This window comes from Pseudomonas mendocina, from assembly GCA_037482215.1.
GTDB lineage: Bacteria > Pseudomonadota > Gammaproteobacteria > Pseudomonadales > Pseudomonadaceae > Aquipseudomonas > Aquipseudomonas mendocina_E.
The window spans coordinates 4,244,421-4,258,552 of sequence record CP148074.1 but is presented as its reverse complement, the minus strand read 5'-3'; the positions used below and the strand labels follow the sequence as shown (position 1 = coordinate 4,258,552).

The window sequence follows — 14,132 nt, the reverse complement described above, 5'->3', positions numbered from 1 at the left end:
GCAAACTTCCGCCGCTGGCAGATGATTGGCTACTTTAGGCTCAGTATGGCTTAAGACGTCAAACTGTCCGGGGATATCCTGAGTGGATAAATCCCCGCTGCACCGGGATCGCTATCCACCCTTGGGAGGATGGATAGCGAAGGGGATCAGGCGAACACGTCGGCGTCTTTGAAGCTCACAGCCGCCTGGTCTTTGCCCGAGAGTTGCGGTGCTTCCTTAAAGGGCCATTCGATGGCCAGATCAGTGTCGTCCCAACGAATGCTGCGCTCATGCTCCGGGGCGTAGTAGTCGGTGGTTTTGTAGAGGAACTCGGCATAGTCGCTGAGTACCACAAAGCCATGGGCGAAGCCTTCCGGTACCCACAGTTGGCGCTTGTTTTCAGCCGAGAGAATTTCACCGACCCACTTGCCGAAAGTCGGCGAGCTGCGACGCAGGTCAACCGCCACATCAAAGACTTCACCCGCGGTTACGCGTACCAGCTTGCCCTGCGCCTGCTGCAGTTGGTAATGCAGGCCGCGCAGTACGCCGCGAGCGGAGCGCGAATGGTTGTCCTGAACAAACTCACGTTTGACGCCGGTGGCTTCTGCGAAGGCTTTGGCATTGAAGCTTTCAAAGAAGAAACCGCGCTCGTCACCGAAGACTTTGGGTTCCAGGATCATGACCTCTGGGATGGCAGTTGCAATGGCGCGCATGGAATGTCCTTGAGCAGTATCAGGCTGGTGGCTGCTGAGCGGCAGGCCAAAGCGCAGAGTTTCGCCGATGCGGGGCACTCAGACCACCCGTGGTTGCAGTTTATTAGTAGTCTGTTGGTCGAATCAGCTGTCCAGACATAACCATTTGGTTGGTTATTGAGGCATTCGGCGTTAGGCTGCATCCAGTTTCTTCTGTGGTCTTCGTCCATGAATATCGACAATCGCATCAAGTTCCGACATTTGCAGTGCTTCCTGGAAGTGGCGCGTCAGGGCAGTTTGGCACGGGCGGCGGAGGTGCTGGCGATCAGTCAGCCTGCGGTTTCCAAGACCCTTAAGGAGCTGGAGGAGGTGCTTGATGCGCGTTTATTTGAGCGCGGCAAGCATGGGGTGACCCCGACGGCCGCCGGGTTGGCTTTTCTGCGTTATGCGGGGCCTAGTGTGCAGGCCCTGCGTGAAGGGGTGCGCAGCCTGCGCAGTGGCGAGCATGAGGCGGGGCAACTGCGCCTTGGCGTGCTCTCCACCGTTGAAAGCTCGTTGATTCCGGATGTGGTGCGGCGCCTGCATGAGCGTCACCCAGCGTTGGTGATCAGTGTGGCCACAGGTCAAAGCACGGAACTGCTGGATAAGCTGCGCGCGGGGGATTTGGACTTGGTTGTTGGGCGGGTTAGTGACAGCCCGCGAATCGAAGGCCTGACCTTTGAGCATCTGTACAGCGAGTCCATGATTCTCGTCGTGCGTCCAGGGCACCCTTTGCTGCAAACCCCGCTGCGGGATGTGGCGATGCTGGCGGATTACCCCGTGGTTGTGCCTCTGGCCGGAACCATCATCCGGCGCTACGCCAATAGCCTGTTTGTGCAGTGTGGAATTGGTCTGCCCTCCCAGCGGCTGGAGACTATTTCTGTGGCCTTGAGCCGGCGTTACGTGCAGTCCTGCGATGCGGTCTGGGTCGCACCGCTGGATGCGGTTCGTCAGGATCTGGTGCGCGGCGATCTGTATGAGCTGAACATCGGTTTGCGCGAGCCCGGTGGTTCGGTGGGGATCTGTAGTAACCCAGCGGCGCTCATGTCTTTGGCGGCGCAATGGTGCTGTGAGGCACTTCGTGAAGCGGCTCAAGGTTATCGGGATACCCTTGAGCCATAACCGATAGGTTATTGATGTGGCCGATCTTTTCAATTTTCACTTGCCTGCATCTGCATAAGACTGCGCGTCTGTGCCTGCGCCTGCAGATAACGCAAACAATCCGAAGAGGAGATCGACATGTCCGATGCGCCGCATCGCCGTTTCGTCATTCGTGACCGTAACTGGCACCCGAAAGCCCTGACACCTGACTACAAGACCTCTGTAGCCCGTTCGCCGAGTCAGGCGCTGGTCACCATTCCACAGTCGATCTCTGAGACTACTGGGCCGGACTTTTCGCACCTGAAAATGGGGCAGCACGACAATGACCTGCTGCTCAACTTCAACACCGGTGCGCTGCCGATTGGTGAGCGCATCATCGTTCATGGTCGTGTGGTTGATCAGTTCGGTAAGCCAGTTCCGCACACGCTGGTGGAAATGTGGCAAGCCAACGCAGGTGGCCGCTACCGCCACAAGAACGACCGTTATCTTGCGCCACTGGACCCGAACTTTGGTGGCGTGGGTCGCGCCCTGACCGACAGTGAAGGCCGCTACCATTTCCGCACCATCAAGCCGGGCCCGTACCCATGGCGTAATGGTCCGAATGATTGGCGTCCGGCGCACATCCACTTCTCCATCAGTGGTCCGGCGATCTGCACCAAGCTGATCACTCAGCTGTACTTTGAGGGTGACCCGCTGATCCCGATCTGCCCGATCGTCAAAGCAGTAAACGACCCGGAAGCTGTAAAAACCATGATCGCCCGTCTCGACCTGACGGCGAACAACCCGATGGATTGCCTGGCGTACCGTTTCGATATCGTCCTGCGTGGCGAGCGTCAGACATTCTTCGAGAACAAATAAGGAGGCGACCATGACTGAGATCAATCTGCTGCGTGAGACCACCTCCCAGACCGCTGGCCCGTACGTTCACATCGGCCTGGCGCTGGCTGCTGCCGGAAACCCGACCCGCGAACAGGAAATCTGGAACGTGATGGCCAAGCCCGAAGCGCCGGGCGAGCACATCACCGTGATCGGCCGTGTATTCGATGGCAACGGCCATCTGGTGCGTGATTCGTTCCTGGAACTGTGGCAAGCCAACCACGAAGGCGTGTATGACGAGGAATACAACCTCGACAAACCGTTCAATGGCTTTGCCCGTACCGCGACCACCTTTGAGGCGGGCAGTGAGTGGACCGTTCACACCGTTAAACCGGGTGTGACCCTGGCCGCTGACGGCCGTCCGCAGGCGCCGCACATCAACGTGTCGCTGTTCGCCCGTGGCATCAACATCAACCTGGCTACGCGCATCTACTTCGAAGACGAAGCAGATGCCAACGCCGTTGACCCGGTGTTGAACTTCATTGAACAGCCGGAGCGTCGTCAGACCCTGATCGCCAAGCGCGAAGTGGTCGACGGCAAGACCATCTACCGCTTCGATATCCGCATTCAGGGTGAAGGCGAGACGGTGTTCTTTGACTTCTGAGTTGTACCAGCAGGCCTGCGCTGTCATCGCACAGCGCGGTCTGCAACCGGATGCTGCGCAGCAACGCGCATTGCATCGTCTGGCCGAATGGTTGCAGGCGCGCTTGCAGCCGTCTGGCTGGCTGCGCCGCACGCCGCGTGGCGCCTATTTTTATGGGGAGGTCGGGCGCGGCAAAAGCCTGCTGCTCGACAGCCTCTTTGCGGTTGCGCCTGTTCCTGAAAAGCGCCGTGTGCACGTGCACGCGTTGTTGCAGGAGATTCAGCAGCGCTCGTTGCACTACTTGGGGCAGGGCGATCCACTGATCAAGGTCGCGCAAGAATTAGCCGGCGAAGCGCGCCTGCTGTTTTTTGATGAATTTCATGTACACGACATTGGCGATGCCATCCTGCTGGGGCGTCTGTTGGAGCAATTGCTCAAACATGATTGCATCCTGCTCTTCAGCTCTAACTTTGAGCCGGATGGTTTGTGCCCCAATCCGCTGTATCACAGCCGCTTCAAGCCATTTGCCAACCTGCTGAAGAAACAGTGCCTGGTATTACGCATGGAGGAGGGCTGTGATTATCGCCCGCTGAGTGAGCATCACTGGGGACGGTATTTCCAGGGTAGCGCCCAACTGCTGAGCGATCACCTGAGTGATTGGCCGGTATGTAACAGCCTTGAGCTGGGAAGGCGATGTATTACGGTGCAGGCCATGGATAGCGAGCGTCTGTGGGTGGCATTCAATGAGTTATGCCAGCAGCCTTTGGCCAGTGCTGACTACATACAGTTGTGTCAGCGCTTTCGTCAGATAGTCGTATCAGCAGTGCCGCAAATGGCCATGTTGACGCTGGATGAGCAGCAGCGCTGGGTGAACTTTGTTGATATCGCCTATGACTGCGGTGTCGAGTTACTGCTACAAGCCGAGAAAGGGCTGGGCGACTTGTGTGAAGGATGTGGCCACAGTGATTTTGCCCGCACACGTAGCCGATTGGCGCAGTTAAGGCAGGTGCAGATCGTTGCCGTTTGACTCATCAGGGTGGCGGCTGTTTGCGATTATCGAACATTGGTTCGATAATCGACTGACCTTCCGTGGTTATTTTTGGAGTTCTCATGAGCGATAACCGTCCGTCGACCTCCATGTTGGCGCCTCCGCCCTATGTCTCACCGGCCAAGCGTATTGAAGAGTTTGGCGGTGATCCGAACTTTATGGCGTCGCTGGCCCGTGGTCTGGCGGTGATCAATGCATTTCAGGAGCGTAAACGGCAGCTGACCATTGCCCAGATCAGTCATCGCACCGAAATCCCCCGTGCAGCAGTAAGGCGTTGTCTGTACACCCTAATGAAGTTGGGCTTCGCTACCACCGATGGCCGCACCTATTCGCTGCTGCCTAAAGTCCTGACTCTGGGTCATGCGTATCTGTCATCAACACCCTTGGCGGTGTCAGCGCAGCCGTATCTGGACCGCCTCAGTGAGAAACTGCACGAGGCGTGCAGCCTGGCCACCCTGGAAGGTGAGCAGATTCTTTACATCGCTCGCTCAGCCATTCCCCAGCGTTTGATCTCGGTTGATCTGAGTGTGGGCAGCCGCCTGCCTGCGTATTGCACATCCATGGGGCGCGTGTTGCTCGCGGCTATGGATGACGACCAGCTGCACGACTACCTGGCCAATGCTGAGCTACAGCCTAAGACCAGCCGCACCCTTTGCACCCGCGATGAGTTGTGGGACTGCCTGCAAAATGTCCGGCAGCAGGGCTGGTGCATTGTTGATCAAGAGTTGGAGCAGGGGCTGCGCTCATTGGCGGTGCCGGTGTATGACTCGGCTGGCCACGTTTTGGCGGCCATGAACATCAGTACCCACGCCGGGCGAGTGCCTGCCAGTGAACTGGAAAAGCGCTATTTGCCGATGATGCTCAATGCCAGCCGTGAACTCAGCAGCCAGCTATTCCGCGCTCCCTAAGTCAGTTGATCAATCCCTTTGCTATGCCTGATCGGCTGACTGTTGCAGAGGGATGATCGATCTAATCCATTAGTCTACTAATGTTCGATAATCGAACATTAAGGCGATTATCGGATTGTTCCGGCTCCGGCTCCGGCCTAATCTCAGCGCACTGCCACCCAGCCAGGTGGCGTCTGTCACTTGAGAGAGAACCACACGATGGCCGATATCATTTCCCTCGGCGAAGCCATTTCGCGCTACGTCAACGACGGCGATACGGTAGCCCTTGAGGGTTTTACCCACCTGATTCCGACTGCTGCTTCACACGAGATCATCCGTCAGGGCAAGAAAGACCTGCACCTGGTTCGTATGACGCCGGATTTGGTCTATGACCTGCTGATCGGCGCTGGCTGCGTGCGCAAACTGACCTTCTCCTGGGGCGGAAACCCTGGTGTTGGCTCACTGCATCGCCTGCGTGATGCGGTTGAGAAGCAGTGGCCGCAGCCGCTGGAAATCGACGAGCACAGTCACGCTGACCTGGCTAACTCCTACGTGGCCGGTGCATCTGGCCTGCCGTTCGCTGTGCTGCGTGCATACGCTGGTTCCGACCTGCCTAAGGTCAACCCGAACATCAAGTTCATCAACTGCCCGTTCACTGGCGAGCAACTGGCTGCAGTACCGAGCGTGCGCCCTGACGTGACCGTGATTCATGCACAGAAAGCCGACCGCAAAGGCAACGTGCTGATCCAGGGCATCCTGGGTGTGCAGAAAGAAGCTGCGCTGGCTGCCAAGCGCTGCATCGTCACTGTGGAAGAGATCGTCGACGACCTCAACGCACCGATGAACGCCTGCGTGCTGCCGACTTGGGCGCTGACCTCAGTCTGCCTGGTACCGGGTGGTGCGCATCCGTCATACGCCCACGGTTACTACGAGCGTGACAACGCGTTCTACCAAGCGTGGGACCCGATTGCCCGCGAGCGTTACACCTTCAACGCGTGGATCGACACCTACATCCGTGGTACTGCTGATTTCGCCCAATTCCAGGAAAAGTTGGCTCAGGCCAAGCTGCAGGAGGCCAAATAATGAGCGCCTACACCACTAACGAAATGATGACCGTGGCCGCTGCCCGTCGTCTGACCAACACCGACGTGACCTTCGTAGGTATCGGCCTGCCATCCAAGGCGGCTAACCTGGCTCGCCTGACCCACGCACCTGACGTGACCCTGATTTACGAATCAGGCCCGATCGGTGCCAAGCCGAACGTATTGCCGCTGTCCATCGGTGACGGCGAGCTGGCTGAAACCGCTGACACTGTTGTGCCGACCGGCGAAATCTTCCGTTACTGGCTGCAAGGCGGCCGTATCGACGTAGGCTTCCTGGGCGCGGCGCAGGTCGACAAATTCGGCAACATCAACACCACCGTAATCGGTGATTACAACGCTCCCAAAGTGCGCCTGCCAGGCGCCGGTGGCGCGCCAGAAATCGCAGGCAGCGCGAAGAAGGTGTTCATCATCCTCAAGCAAGGTCATCGCACCTTTGTGGATAAGCTGGCCTTCATCACCTCCGTGGGCCACGGCGAAGGCGGCGACCACCGCAAACGTTTGGGCCTGCCAGGTGCTGGCCCGGTGGCACTGATCACCGACCTGTGCATCATGGAGCCGGAAGAAGGCACTAACGAGTTCATCGTCACCTCGATCCACCCGGGTATTACCCGCGAGCAGATCATCGAGAACACCGGCTGGGCCATCCGCTTTGCTGATGTGGTAGCCGAAACTGCCGTGCCGCAAGCGCACGAGCTGGAAGCCCTGCGTGCCCTCGAAGAGCGCACAGCAATTGCCCACGGCCAGAAGAGTGGTGACGAGTAATGACACGCGAAGTGTATATCTGCGACGCGGTACGTACGCCCATTGGTCGCTTTGGTGGTTCGCTATCGGCCGTTCGGGCTGACGATTTGGCTGCCATTCCGCTGAAGGCACTGCTGGAACGCAACCCACAGCTGGACCCAGCTGCCATTGAAGAAGTGTTCATGGGCAGTGCCAACCAGGCTGGTGAAGACAACCGTAACGTCGCCCGTATGGCGCTGCTGTTGGCCGGTATTCCGGCCAGCGTTCCGGGTGTGACCCTAAACCGCCTGTGCGCTTCCGGTCTGGATGCAGTGGGCACGGCTTACCGTGCCATCGCTTGTGGCGAAATGGACCTGGCGATTGCCGGTGGTGTGGAGTCCATGTCCCGTGCGCCGTACGTGATGGGCAAGGCTGACACGGCGTTTGGCCGTACCCAAAAGATTGAAGACACCACCATCGGCTGGCGCTTCATCAACCCGAAAATGAAAGAGCTGTATGGCGTTGACGCCATGCCGCAAACCGCTGACAACGTGGCCGATGATTTCAACATCAGCCGTGCTGATCAGGATGCTTTCGCTATTCGCAGCCAGCAAAAAGCCGGTCGCGCTCAGGCTGAAGGTTTCTTCGCGGAAGAGATCGTGCCGGTTGTGATCAAGGGCAAGAAGGGCGACACCATCGTCGACACCGACGAGCACCCGCGCCCGGACACCACCCTTGAGGCGCTGACTAAGCTCAAGCCAGTCAATGGTGCAGACAAGACCGTCACCGCAGGCAACGCCTCCGGCGTCAACGATGGTGCTGCCGCGCTGATCCTCGCGTCCAAAGAGGCGGTGGAAAAGTACGGCCTGACTCCCCGCGCCAAAGTGCTGGGCATGGCCAGCGCCGGTGTAGCACCACGCATCATGGGTTATGGCCCGGTACCGGCGGTACGCAAGCTCAATGAGCGCCTGGGCATCAAGATCGAAGATTACGATGTCATCGAGCTGAATGAAGCCTTCGCGGCGCAAGGCCTGGCCTGCATGCGTGACCTCGGCCTGGCCGACGACGCAGCCAGCGTTAACCCTAACGGTGGCGCGATTGCACTGGGTCACCCGCTGGGCATGAGCGGTGCACGCCTGGTGCTGACTGCCGTTCATCAGCTGGAAAAAACCGGCGGCAAGCTGGGGCTGGCGACCATGTGCATTGGTGTTGGTCAAGGTCTGGCGCTGGCGGTTGAGCGCGTCTGATCAGAATGGTCTCAAACCCCGGCAGGCAAAGCCTGTCGGGGTTTTGAACTGGAACGAAGGTGTGTGGTGAATGTCCGATTCAGGTTATTGCCACGGAGTCTGAAAATGACAACAACTCACTACACCGCCGAACAAAAGCGTTCACGCATCTTTTCCATTGTCGGCGCCTCATCCGGCAACCTGGTCGAATGGTTCGACTTCTACGTCTATGCGTTCTGTGCGATTTATTTCGCCTCATCCTTTTTCCCTTCCGACGATCCCACTGTTCAGCTGCTGAATACGGCTGGCGTATTTGCTGCCGGTTTTCTGATGCGACCGATTGGCGGATGGATATTCGGGCGCCTTGCTGACCGCAAGGGCCGCAAACATTCCATGGTGATTTCGGTGATGCTGATGTGTGTCGGCTCACTGGTGATTGCCTGCTTGCCGACTTACGACCAGATCGGCGCTTGGGCACCGTTCTTCCTGCTGATGGCGCGCCTGCTGCAAGGTCTGTCGGTGGGGGGGGAATATGGCACCACCGCGACTTACATGAGTGAAGTGGCTTTACGCGGTCAGCGCGGCTTCTTCGCTTCGTTCCAGTACGTGACCCTGATCGGCGGCCAATTACTGGCGGTATTGCTGATCGTGATCTTGCAGCAGCTGCTCAGTGAAGAGCAGATGCACGACTGGGGCTGGCGCATCCCGTTTGTGGTGGGGGCACTGGCTGCGATTGTGTCGCTGTTCCTGCGTCGCTCACTGGTGGAAACCAGCAAACCGCAAGAGCGTGAAAGCAAAGACGCTGGCAGCGTCAAAGGGCTGTTCCGCAACCACTGGGCTGCCTTCATCACGGTGCTTGGTTACACCGCCGGTGGCTCGCTGATTTTCTATACCTTCACCACCTATATGCAGAAGTACCTGGTCAACAGCGCGGGCATGGACAAATCAACCGCCAGTTTCGTGATGACCGGCGTATTGTTCGTCTATATGTGCATGCAGCCGTTGTTCGGCATGCTATCCGACCGCATTGGTCGGCGTAACTCCATGCTCTTGTTTGGCGCGCTGGGTGCGCTGTGCACTGTGCCGCTGATGCATGCGCTGAAAGCGGTGGATAGCCCGTTCATGGCCTTTGTGCTGATTACCATCGCTTTGGCTATCGTCAGTCTGTACACCTCCATCAGTGGTCTGGTAAAGGCTGAGATGTTCCCGCCCCATGTGCGTGCGCTGGGCGTCGGCTTGGCCTATGCGGTAGCCAATGCAATGTTTGGCGGAACCGCCGAATATGTTGCCCTGGGTCTGAAGAGCTTGGGCATGGAAGACACGTTTTATTGGTATGTGACGGCCATGATGGTGATTGCATTCCTGTTTAGCTTGCGTCTGCCTAAGCAGGCGGAGTACCTCCACAACGATCATTAAGGTTTTTTCATGATGCAGGGTATGGGGAATCAACTGTTCGAACGCTACTTCAGCAGCCAGGCCATGAGCGCCGTGTTTTCCGACGCGGGCCGTGTGCAAGGCATGCTGGATTTCGAAGCTGCTCTGGCGCGGGCTGAAGCCCGTGTGGGGCTGATTCCTCTAACCGCTGTCGCGCCGATTGAGGCTGCCTGTAAAGCCGAGCTGTTCGACTATCAGGCGCTGGCTGTGGCTATTGCCACCGCTGGCAACTCGGCCATTCCGCTGGTTAAGGCGCTGGGTAAACGTATCGCCGCCAGCGATGCTGAAGCCGAGCGTTATGTGCACCTCGGTGCGACCAGCCAGGACGCGATGGACAGCGGTCTGATCCTGCAAGTCCGTCAGGCTATTGAATTGATTGAGGCTGATCTGGCTCAGCTGGCCAATGCGCTGGCAGAACAAGCCAGCCGCCACGCCGCTACTGTACTGCCGGGGCGCACTTGGCTGCAACACGCCACGCCCGTCACGTTGGGCATGAAGTTGGCCGGTGTGTTGGGTGCAGTGACCCGCCATCGTCAGCGTCTGGCTGAGCTGAAGCCCCGTGTGCTGGTCCTGCAATTCGGCGGTGCTGCCGGTACGCTGGCGGCGCTGGGCGAGCAGGGTTGGGCGGTGAGCGAAGCGCTGGCCTCTGAACTGAATCTGGGCCTGCCTGAGCAGCCGTGGCACACCCAGCGTGATCGGCTGGTGGAGTTCGCCAACCTGCTCGGTTTGATCGCCGGAACCCTGGGCAAACTGGGGCGCGATTTGAGCCTGCTGATGCAGACCGATGTGGGGGAAGTCTTCGAACCGTCCGCACCGGGCAAAGGTGGTTCCTCCACCATGCCGCATAAGCGCAACCCGGTCGGTGCCGCCGTGCTGATCGGAGCTGCTACACGCGCACCGGGCTTGGTCTCCACCATGCTTGCCGGTATGCCGCAGGAGCACGAACGCAGCCTGGGCCTGTGGCACGCTGAATGGGAAACCCTGCCGGAGCTGTGCCGTCTGGTTGCCGGTGCCTTGCAACAGGCGCTGATCGCCGTGCCGGGGCTGGAAGTGGACAGTGCGCGCATGCTCAGTAACCTCGACCTGACCAAGGGCCTGGTGCTGGCTGAAGCTGTGAGCATTGCACTGGCTCAGCGCATTGGCCGCGACGCCTCGCACCATCTGGTCGAAACCTGCTGCCGTCAGGCAATTGCCGAAGGCCGTCACCTGCGTGCCGTGCTGGGCGATAACGCTGAAGTCAGCGCGCAACTCAATAGCGATGAGCTGGATCGTCTACTCGATCCGGCCCATTACCTCGGACAAGCTGAGCGTTGGGTCGCCCGCGCTGTAGCTGAACATGAAAAATTCTGAAGGAGAATTGTCGTGGCAACTCTGCAATTGGCTGATGGCGTGTTGAACTACCAAATCGACGGCCCGGCCGACGCTCCGGTTCTGGTGATGTCCAACTCGTTGGGCACCAACCTGGGCATGTGGGATGTGCAAATCCCGGAACTGAGCAAATCCTTCCGTGTGGTGCGTTACGACACCCGTGGTCACGGCCAGTCATCCGTGACTGAAGGCCCTTACACCATCGAACAGCTGGGCCGCGACGTACTGGCGCTGCTGGATGAGCTGAAGGTTGAGCGCGCCGCATTCTGTGGCCTGTCCATGGGCGGTCTGATCGGCCAGTGGCTGGGTATCAACGCGCCGAAGCGTTTCACTCATTTGGTGCTGTGTAACACCGCTGCCAAAATCGGCAACGCTGAAGGCTGGAACAGCCGCATCGACACGGTAAATGCTGGTGGCGAAAAGGCCATGGCTGAGCTGCGTGATGGCTCCATCGCCCGCTGGTTCACTCCGGAGTACTCCGCTGCCAATCCGGCAGTGGCTGATCGTATTGTCTCCATGCTGGCCAGCACTAACCCTGCGGGTTACGTTGCCAACTGCGCTGCCGTGCGTGATGCGGACTTCCGTGAGCAACTGGGCCAAATCGAAGCCAAGACCCTGATCATCTGCGGCACTGGCGACGCTGTGACCACTCCGGAAGATGGCCGCTTTATGCAACAGCGCATCGCTGGCGCACAACAAGTCGATTTCCATGCCGCGCATTTGTCCAACGTCGAAGCGGGTGACGCGTTCACCACCGCACTGGTCAACTTCCTTAACGCATAAGTTTTTTGCGCAGCGCCTGCGGACGCTGCGCCTCTGAATATAGGTGCCAGAAATGGACGAGAAAGAACGTTACGAAGCCGGCATGCAGGTACGTCGTGCGGTGCTGGGCGATGCTCACGTAGACCGCAGCCTGCAAAGCCTGACCCCATTCAATGAAGAGTTCCAGGAGATGATCACCCGTCATGCCTGGGGCGATATCTGGACCCGTCCGGGCCTGCCGCGTCACACCCGTAGCTTGATCACCATTGCGATGCTGATCGGCATGAACCGTGAAGGCGAACTTAAGCTGCACCTGCGCTCCGCCAAGAACAACGGCGTGACCCGCGACGAGATCAAAGAAGTGCTGATGCAGAGCGCGATCTACTGCGGCATCCCGGCAGCCAATGCCACCTTCCACCTGGCTGAGTCGGTGTGGGATGAAGTGGGTGTTGAGTCGTTGCAGAACGACGCCTGACAGGGTCAAGGAACAATAAAAAACCGGCTGATAGGGCCGGTTTTTTATTGTCAGAGCATCAACGCTTTGCGGCTTAAGCCGCGCCTTCAGGGCCTGTTTATCCCTAGAGCGGAGTGTTCCACCGTTGCGGTGATGCCCCGAAATGCGTCTAGGGATAATCCAGGCCACAGGTGCCCTACGTCATTCAACGATGCTGGTTTTGAATGATCAACGCTAAGCTGCGTGAGACATCGCGTAGGTTGCTGCTGGCCTGTTCGGTGCGGGTGACGTTCTCCTGATTGTTGGCCGCAATGCTCACCAGATCTGTCAGGTTGCGCGAGATGTCCTCGGCTACCAGGGTCTGTTCTTCAGCGGCGGTAGCGATCTGCATGTTCATATCGCGGATGGTTTGAACGGCGTCTGTCACACCATTAAGGATCTTGCCAGCGTGTTGAACCTGCTCGACCCCTTTGACGCTGCTTTGTTTGCCGCTTTCGATGGCTTTTACAGCGCTTTCAGCACCGCGCTGAACAGCACTGATGATGACGTTGATTTCAGCCGTTGATTGCGCAGTGCGTTGCGCCAGGTTGCGAACTTCATCCGCTACGACCGCAAAGCCGCGGCCACTTTCGCCTGCGCGTGCGGCTTCGATGGCTGCGTTGAGGGCCAACAGATTGGTTTGTTCGGCAATACTGTGAATGACTGCCAGTACTTCGCTGATACGGCCGCTGTCGTCTTCCAGTTGCAGGATAACTTCGGTGGTGCGACTGATCTCATCGCGGGTGTTGATGATGCTGCTGACCAGCGCAATCATCGCCTGCTCACCATCCTGAGTGGCGCGCTCGGCGTCGTCGGCAGCCTGCGAGGCGCGGACTGTATGGCCGGCCACTTCTTGGGCTGCAGCGGTCATTTCTTCCATAGCGGCTGCAACTTGATCAGTGCGCAGGCTTTGCTCGTGCATGCCTTGGGTCATGTGTGAGGCAATTACATTTAGCTCATCGCTGGACTGGTCCAAGTGGCTGGTGTTTTTGCTCAAGTTGGCAAAGGTGTCAGCCAGAAAATCGCTCAGCCTGTTACTGGCTTCAGCCAGCTCACCGACTTCGTCACGGCGCTGGTTGTTAATGCGCTCACCAAAGTTGCCCCGGCTGAGTTGGACCAGTGCATGGGTAACCCGTGACAGCGGTGAGATCACCTGGCTCGACAGCCACCACCAGAAGGCTAGGAAGTTCAGCAGCGTGAATGCACCTATGAACAGGCTGCCACTGATCCAGGTACGCGTAACCTGCTCGTCGATGTGTGCGATTTGTTGTTCTGAGGTTTCGCTGATCTTGTCGATAAGGTTGCTGAAATGCAGGCTGCCATCGTTGGCAATCTTTTCGATGCGAGCCGAGGCCGCGTCTGCGTTGTTGCGGAACTGATCACCGAGCATTTCATGGTCTGCACGCAGTTCGCTGAGTTCATCTTCTATCGCGCTATCAAGCTGCAGGCGTGCCAGTGCATTGAGGTACTGCTGAACCTTTTTCTCTTCGGCCTCAAACCGTTCACGGCTTGGCGAGGACGAGTCATAAGCTTGATTAGCAGCTGAGAGTTCACTCAACTGCAGTGTGTAGGATTGGGCTGCCTGAGCAATGTATCGCGAGGCCTCCAGAGCGTTGGCACTTAAGGTTTTATAGCTGTGCGAGTGTTGGGTCAGAATGCTGAAGAAGGTGATTGCGATGATCAACAGTACCAGCAGGCTGGCACCACAAAGCGTGAGAATTTTGGTCCGCAAGGACAGGTTGTTAAGCATGAAGCTAATCCGTCTGGAAATTTTGCATGGCAACAACCACAGTTCAGCGTGGGCTGAACCGAGAGTGTTGT

General features: G+C 58.2%; 14 protein-coding genes. 12 read left to right on the top strand and 2 right to left on the bottom strand.

The window, feature by feature from the left end; genetic code table 11:
- Positions 1 to 146: 146 nt before the first annotated feature.
- The gene (gene rfbC / locus WG219_19710) at positions 147 to 692 is read right to left on the bottom strand and encodes a dTDP-4-dehydrorhamnose 3,5-epimerase (GenBank protein WXL28055.1); all 546 of its coding nucleotides are present in this window, start codon (positions 690 to 692) and stop codon (positions 147 to 149) included.
- 207 nt (positions 693 to 899) lie between these two features.
- Between rfbC and pcaQ the strand changes: the two genes are divergently transcribed.
- From pcaQ to pcaC, 12 genes are all read left to right on the top strand, one after another.
- Entirely contained in the window at positions 900 to 1,832 is a 933-nt protein-coding gene (gene pcaQ / locus WG219_19705; protein ID WXL25496.1) for a pca operon transcription factor PcaQ, read from the top strand.
- Between the two features lie 117 nt (positions 1,833 to 1,949).
- On the top strand, positions 1,950 to 2,669 hold the full coding sequence (pcaH, locus tag WG219_19700; GenBank protein ID WXL25495.1) for a protocatechuate 3,4-dioxygenase subunit beta: 720 nt from the start codon (positions 1,950 to 1,952) through the stop codon (positions 2,667 to 2,669).
- Positions 2,670 to 2,679: 10 nt separating this feature from the next.
- Entirely contained in the window at positions 2,680 to 3,291 is a 612-nt protein-coding gene (gene pcaG / locus WG219_19695; protein WXL25494.1) for a protocatechuate 3,4-dioxygenase subunit alpha, read from the top strand.
- Positions 3,281 to 4,297 (top strand): cell division protein ZapE, encoded by a 1,017-nt coding sequence (zapE, locus tag WG219_19690; protein WXL25493.1) that lies wholly within the window; start codon positions 3,281 to 3,283, stop codon positions 4,295 to 4,297. The genes pcaG and zapE overlap by 11 nt, the downstream gene beginning before the upstream one ends.
- 83 nt (positions 4,298 to 4,380) lie before the next feature.
- Complete coding sequence (locus WG219_19685) at positions 4,381 to 5,226, top strand: IclR family transcriptional regulator (protein WXL25492.1); 846 nt, start codon at positions 4,381 to 4,383, stop codon at positions 5,224 to 5,226.
- Between the two features lie 198 nt (positions 5,227 to 5,424).
- Entirely contained in the window at positions 5,425 to 6,288 is an 864-nt protein-coding gene (locus WG219_19680) for a CoA transferase subunit A (GenBank protein WXL25491.1), read from the top strand.
- Entirely contained in the window at positions 6,288 to 7,070 is a 783-nt protein-coding gene (locus WG219_19675) for a CoA-transferase subunit beta (GenBank protein WXL25490.1), read from the top strand. Before WG219_19680 ends, WG219_19675 begins: the two co-directional genes overlap by 1 nt.
- Entirely contained in the window at positions 7,070 to 8,275 is a 1,206-nt protein-coding gene (pcaF, locus tag WG219_19670) for a 3-oxoadipyl-CoA thiolase (GenBank protein ID WXL25489.1), read from the top strand. The genes WG219_19675 and pcaF overlap by 1 nt, the downstream gene beginning before the upstream one ends.
- Positions 8,276 to 8,380: 105 nt before the next feature.
- Positions 8,381 to 9,670 (top strand): MFS family transporter, encoded by a 1,290-nt coding sequence (locus WG219_19665; GenBank protein ID WXL25488.1) that lies wholly within the window; start codon positions 8,381 to 8,383, stop codon positions 9,668 to 9,670.
- Between the two features lie 21 nt (positions 9,671 to 9,691).
- Positions 9,692 to 11,038, top strand: a complete 1,347-nt coding sequence (locus WG219_19660; GenBank protein WXL25487.1) for a 3-carboxy-cis,cis-muconate cycloisomerase — start codon at positions 9,692 to 9,694, stop codon at positions 11,036 to 11,038.
- 12 nt (positions 11,039 to 11,050) lie between these two features.
- A complete protein-coding gene (gene pcaD / locus WG219_19655; protein ID WXL25486.1) occupies positions 11,051 to 11,839 on the top strand; it encodes a 3-oxoadipate enol-lactonase in 789 nt (262 codons plus the stop codon).
- A gap of 52 nt (positions 11,840 to 11,891) precedes the next feature.
- Entirely contained in the window at positions 11,892 to 12,293 is a 402-nt protein-coding gene (gene pcaC, locus WG219_19650) for a 4-carboxymuconolactone decarboxylase (GenBank protein WXL25485.1), read from the top strand.
- A 184-nt stretch (positions 12,294 to 12,477) separates the two neighbouring features.
- Here the strand turns inward: pcaC and WG219_19645 are convergent, their stop codons facing one another.
- Positions 12,478 to 14,061, bottom strand: coding sequence for a methyl-accepting chemotaxis protein (locus WG219_19645; GenBank protein WXL25484.1), 1,584 nt, complete (start codon positions 14,059 to 14,061; stop codon positions 12,478 to 12,480).
- Between the last annotated feature and the right edge of the window lie 71 nt (positions 14,062 to 14,132).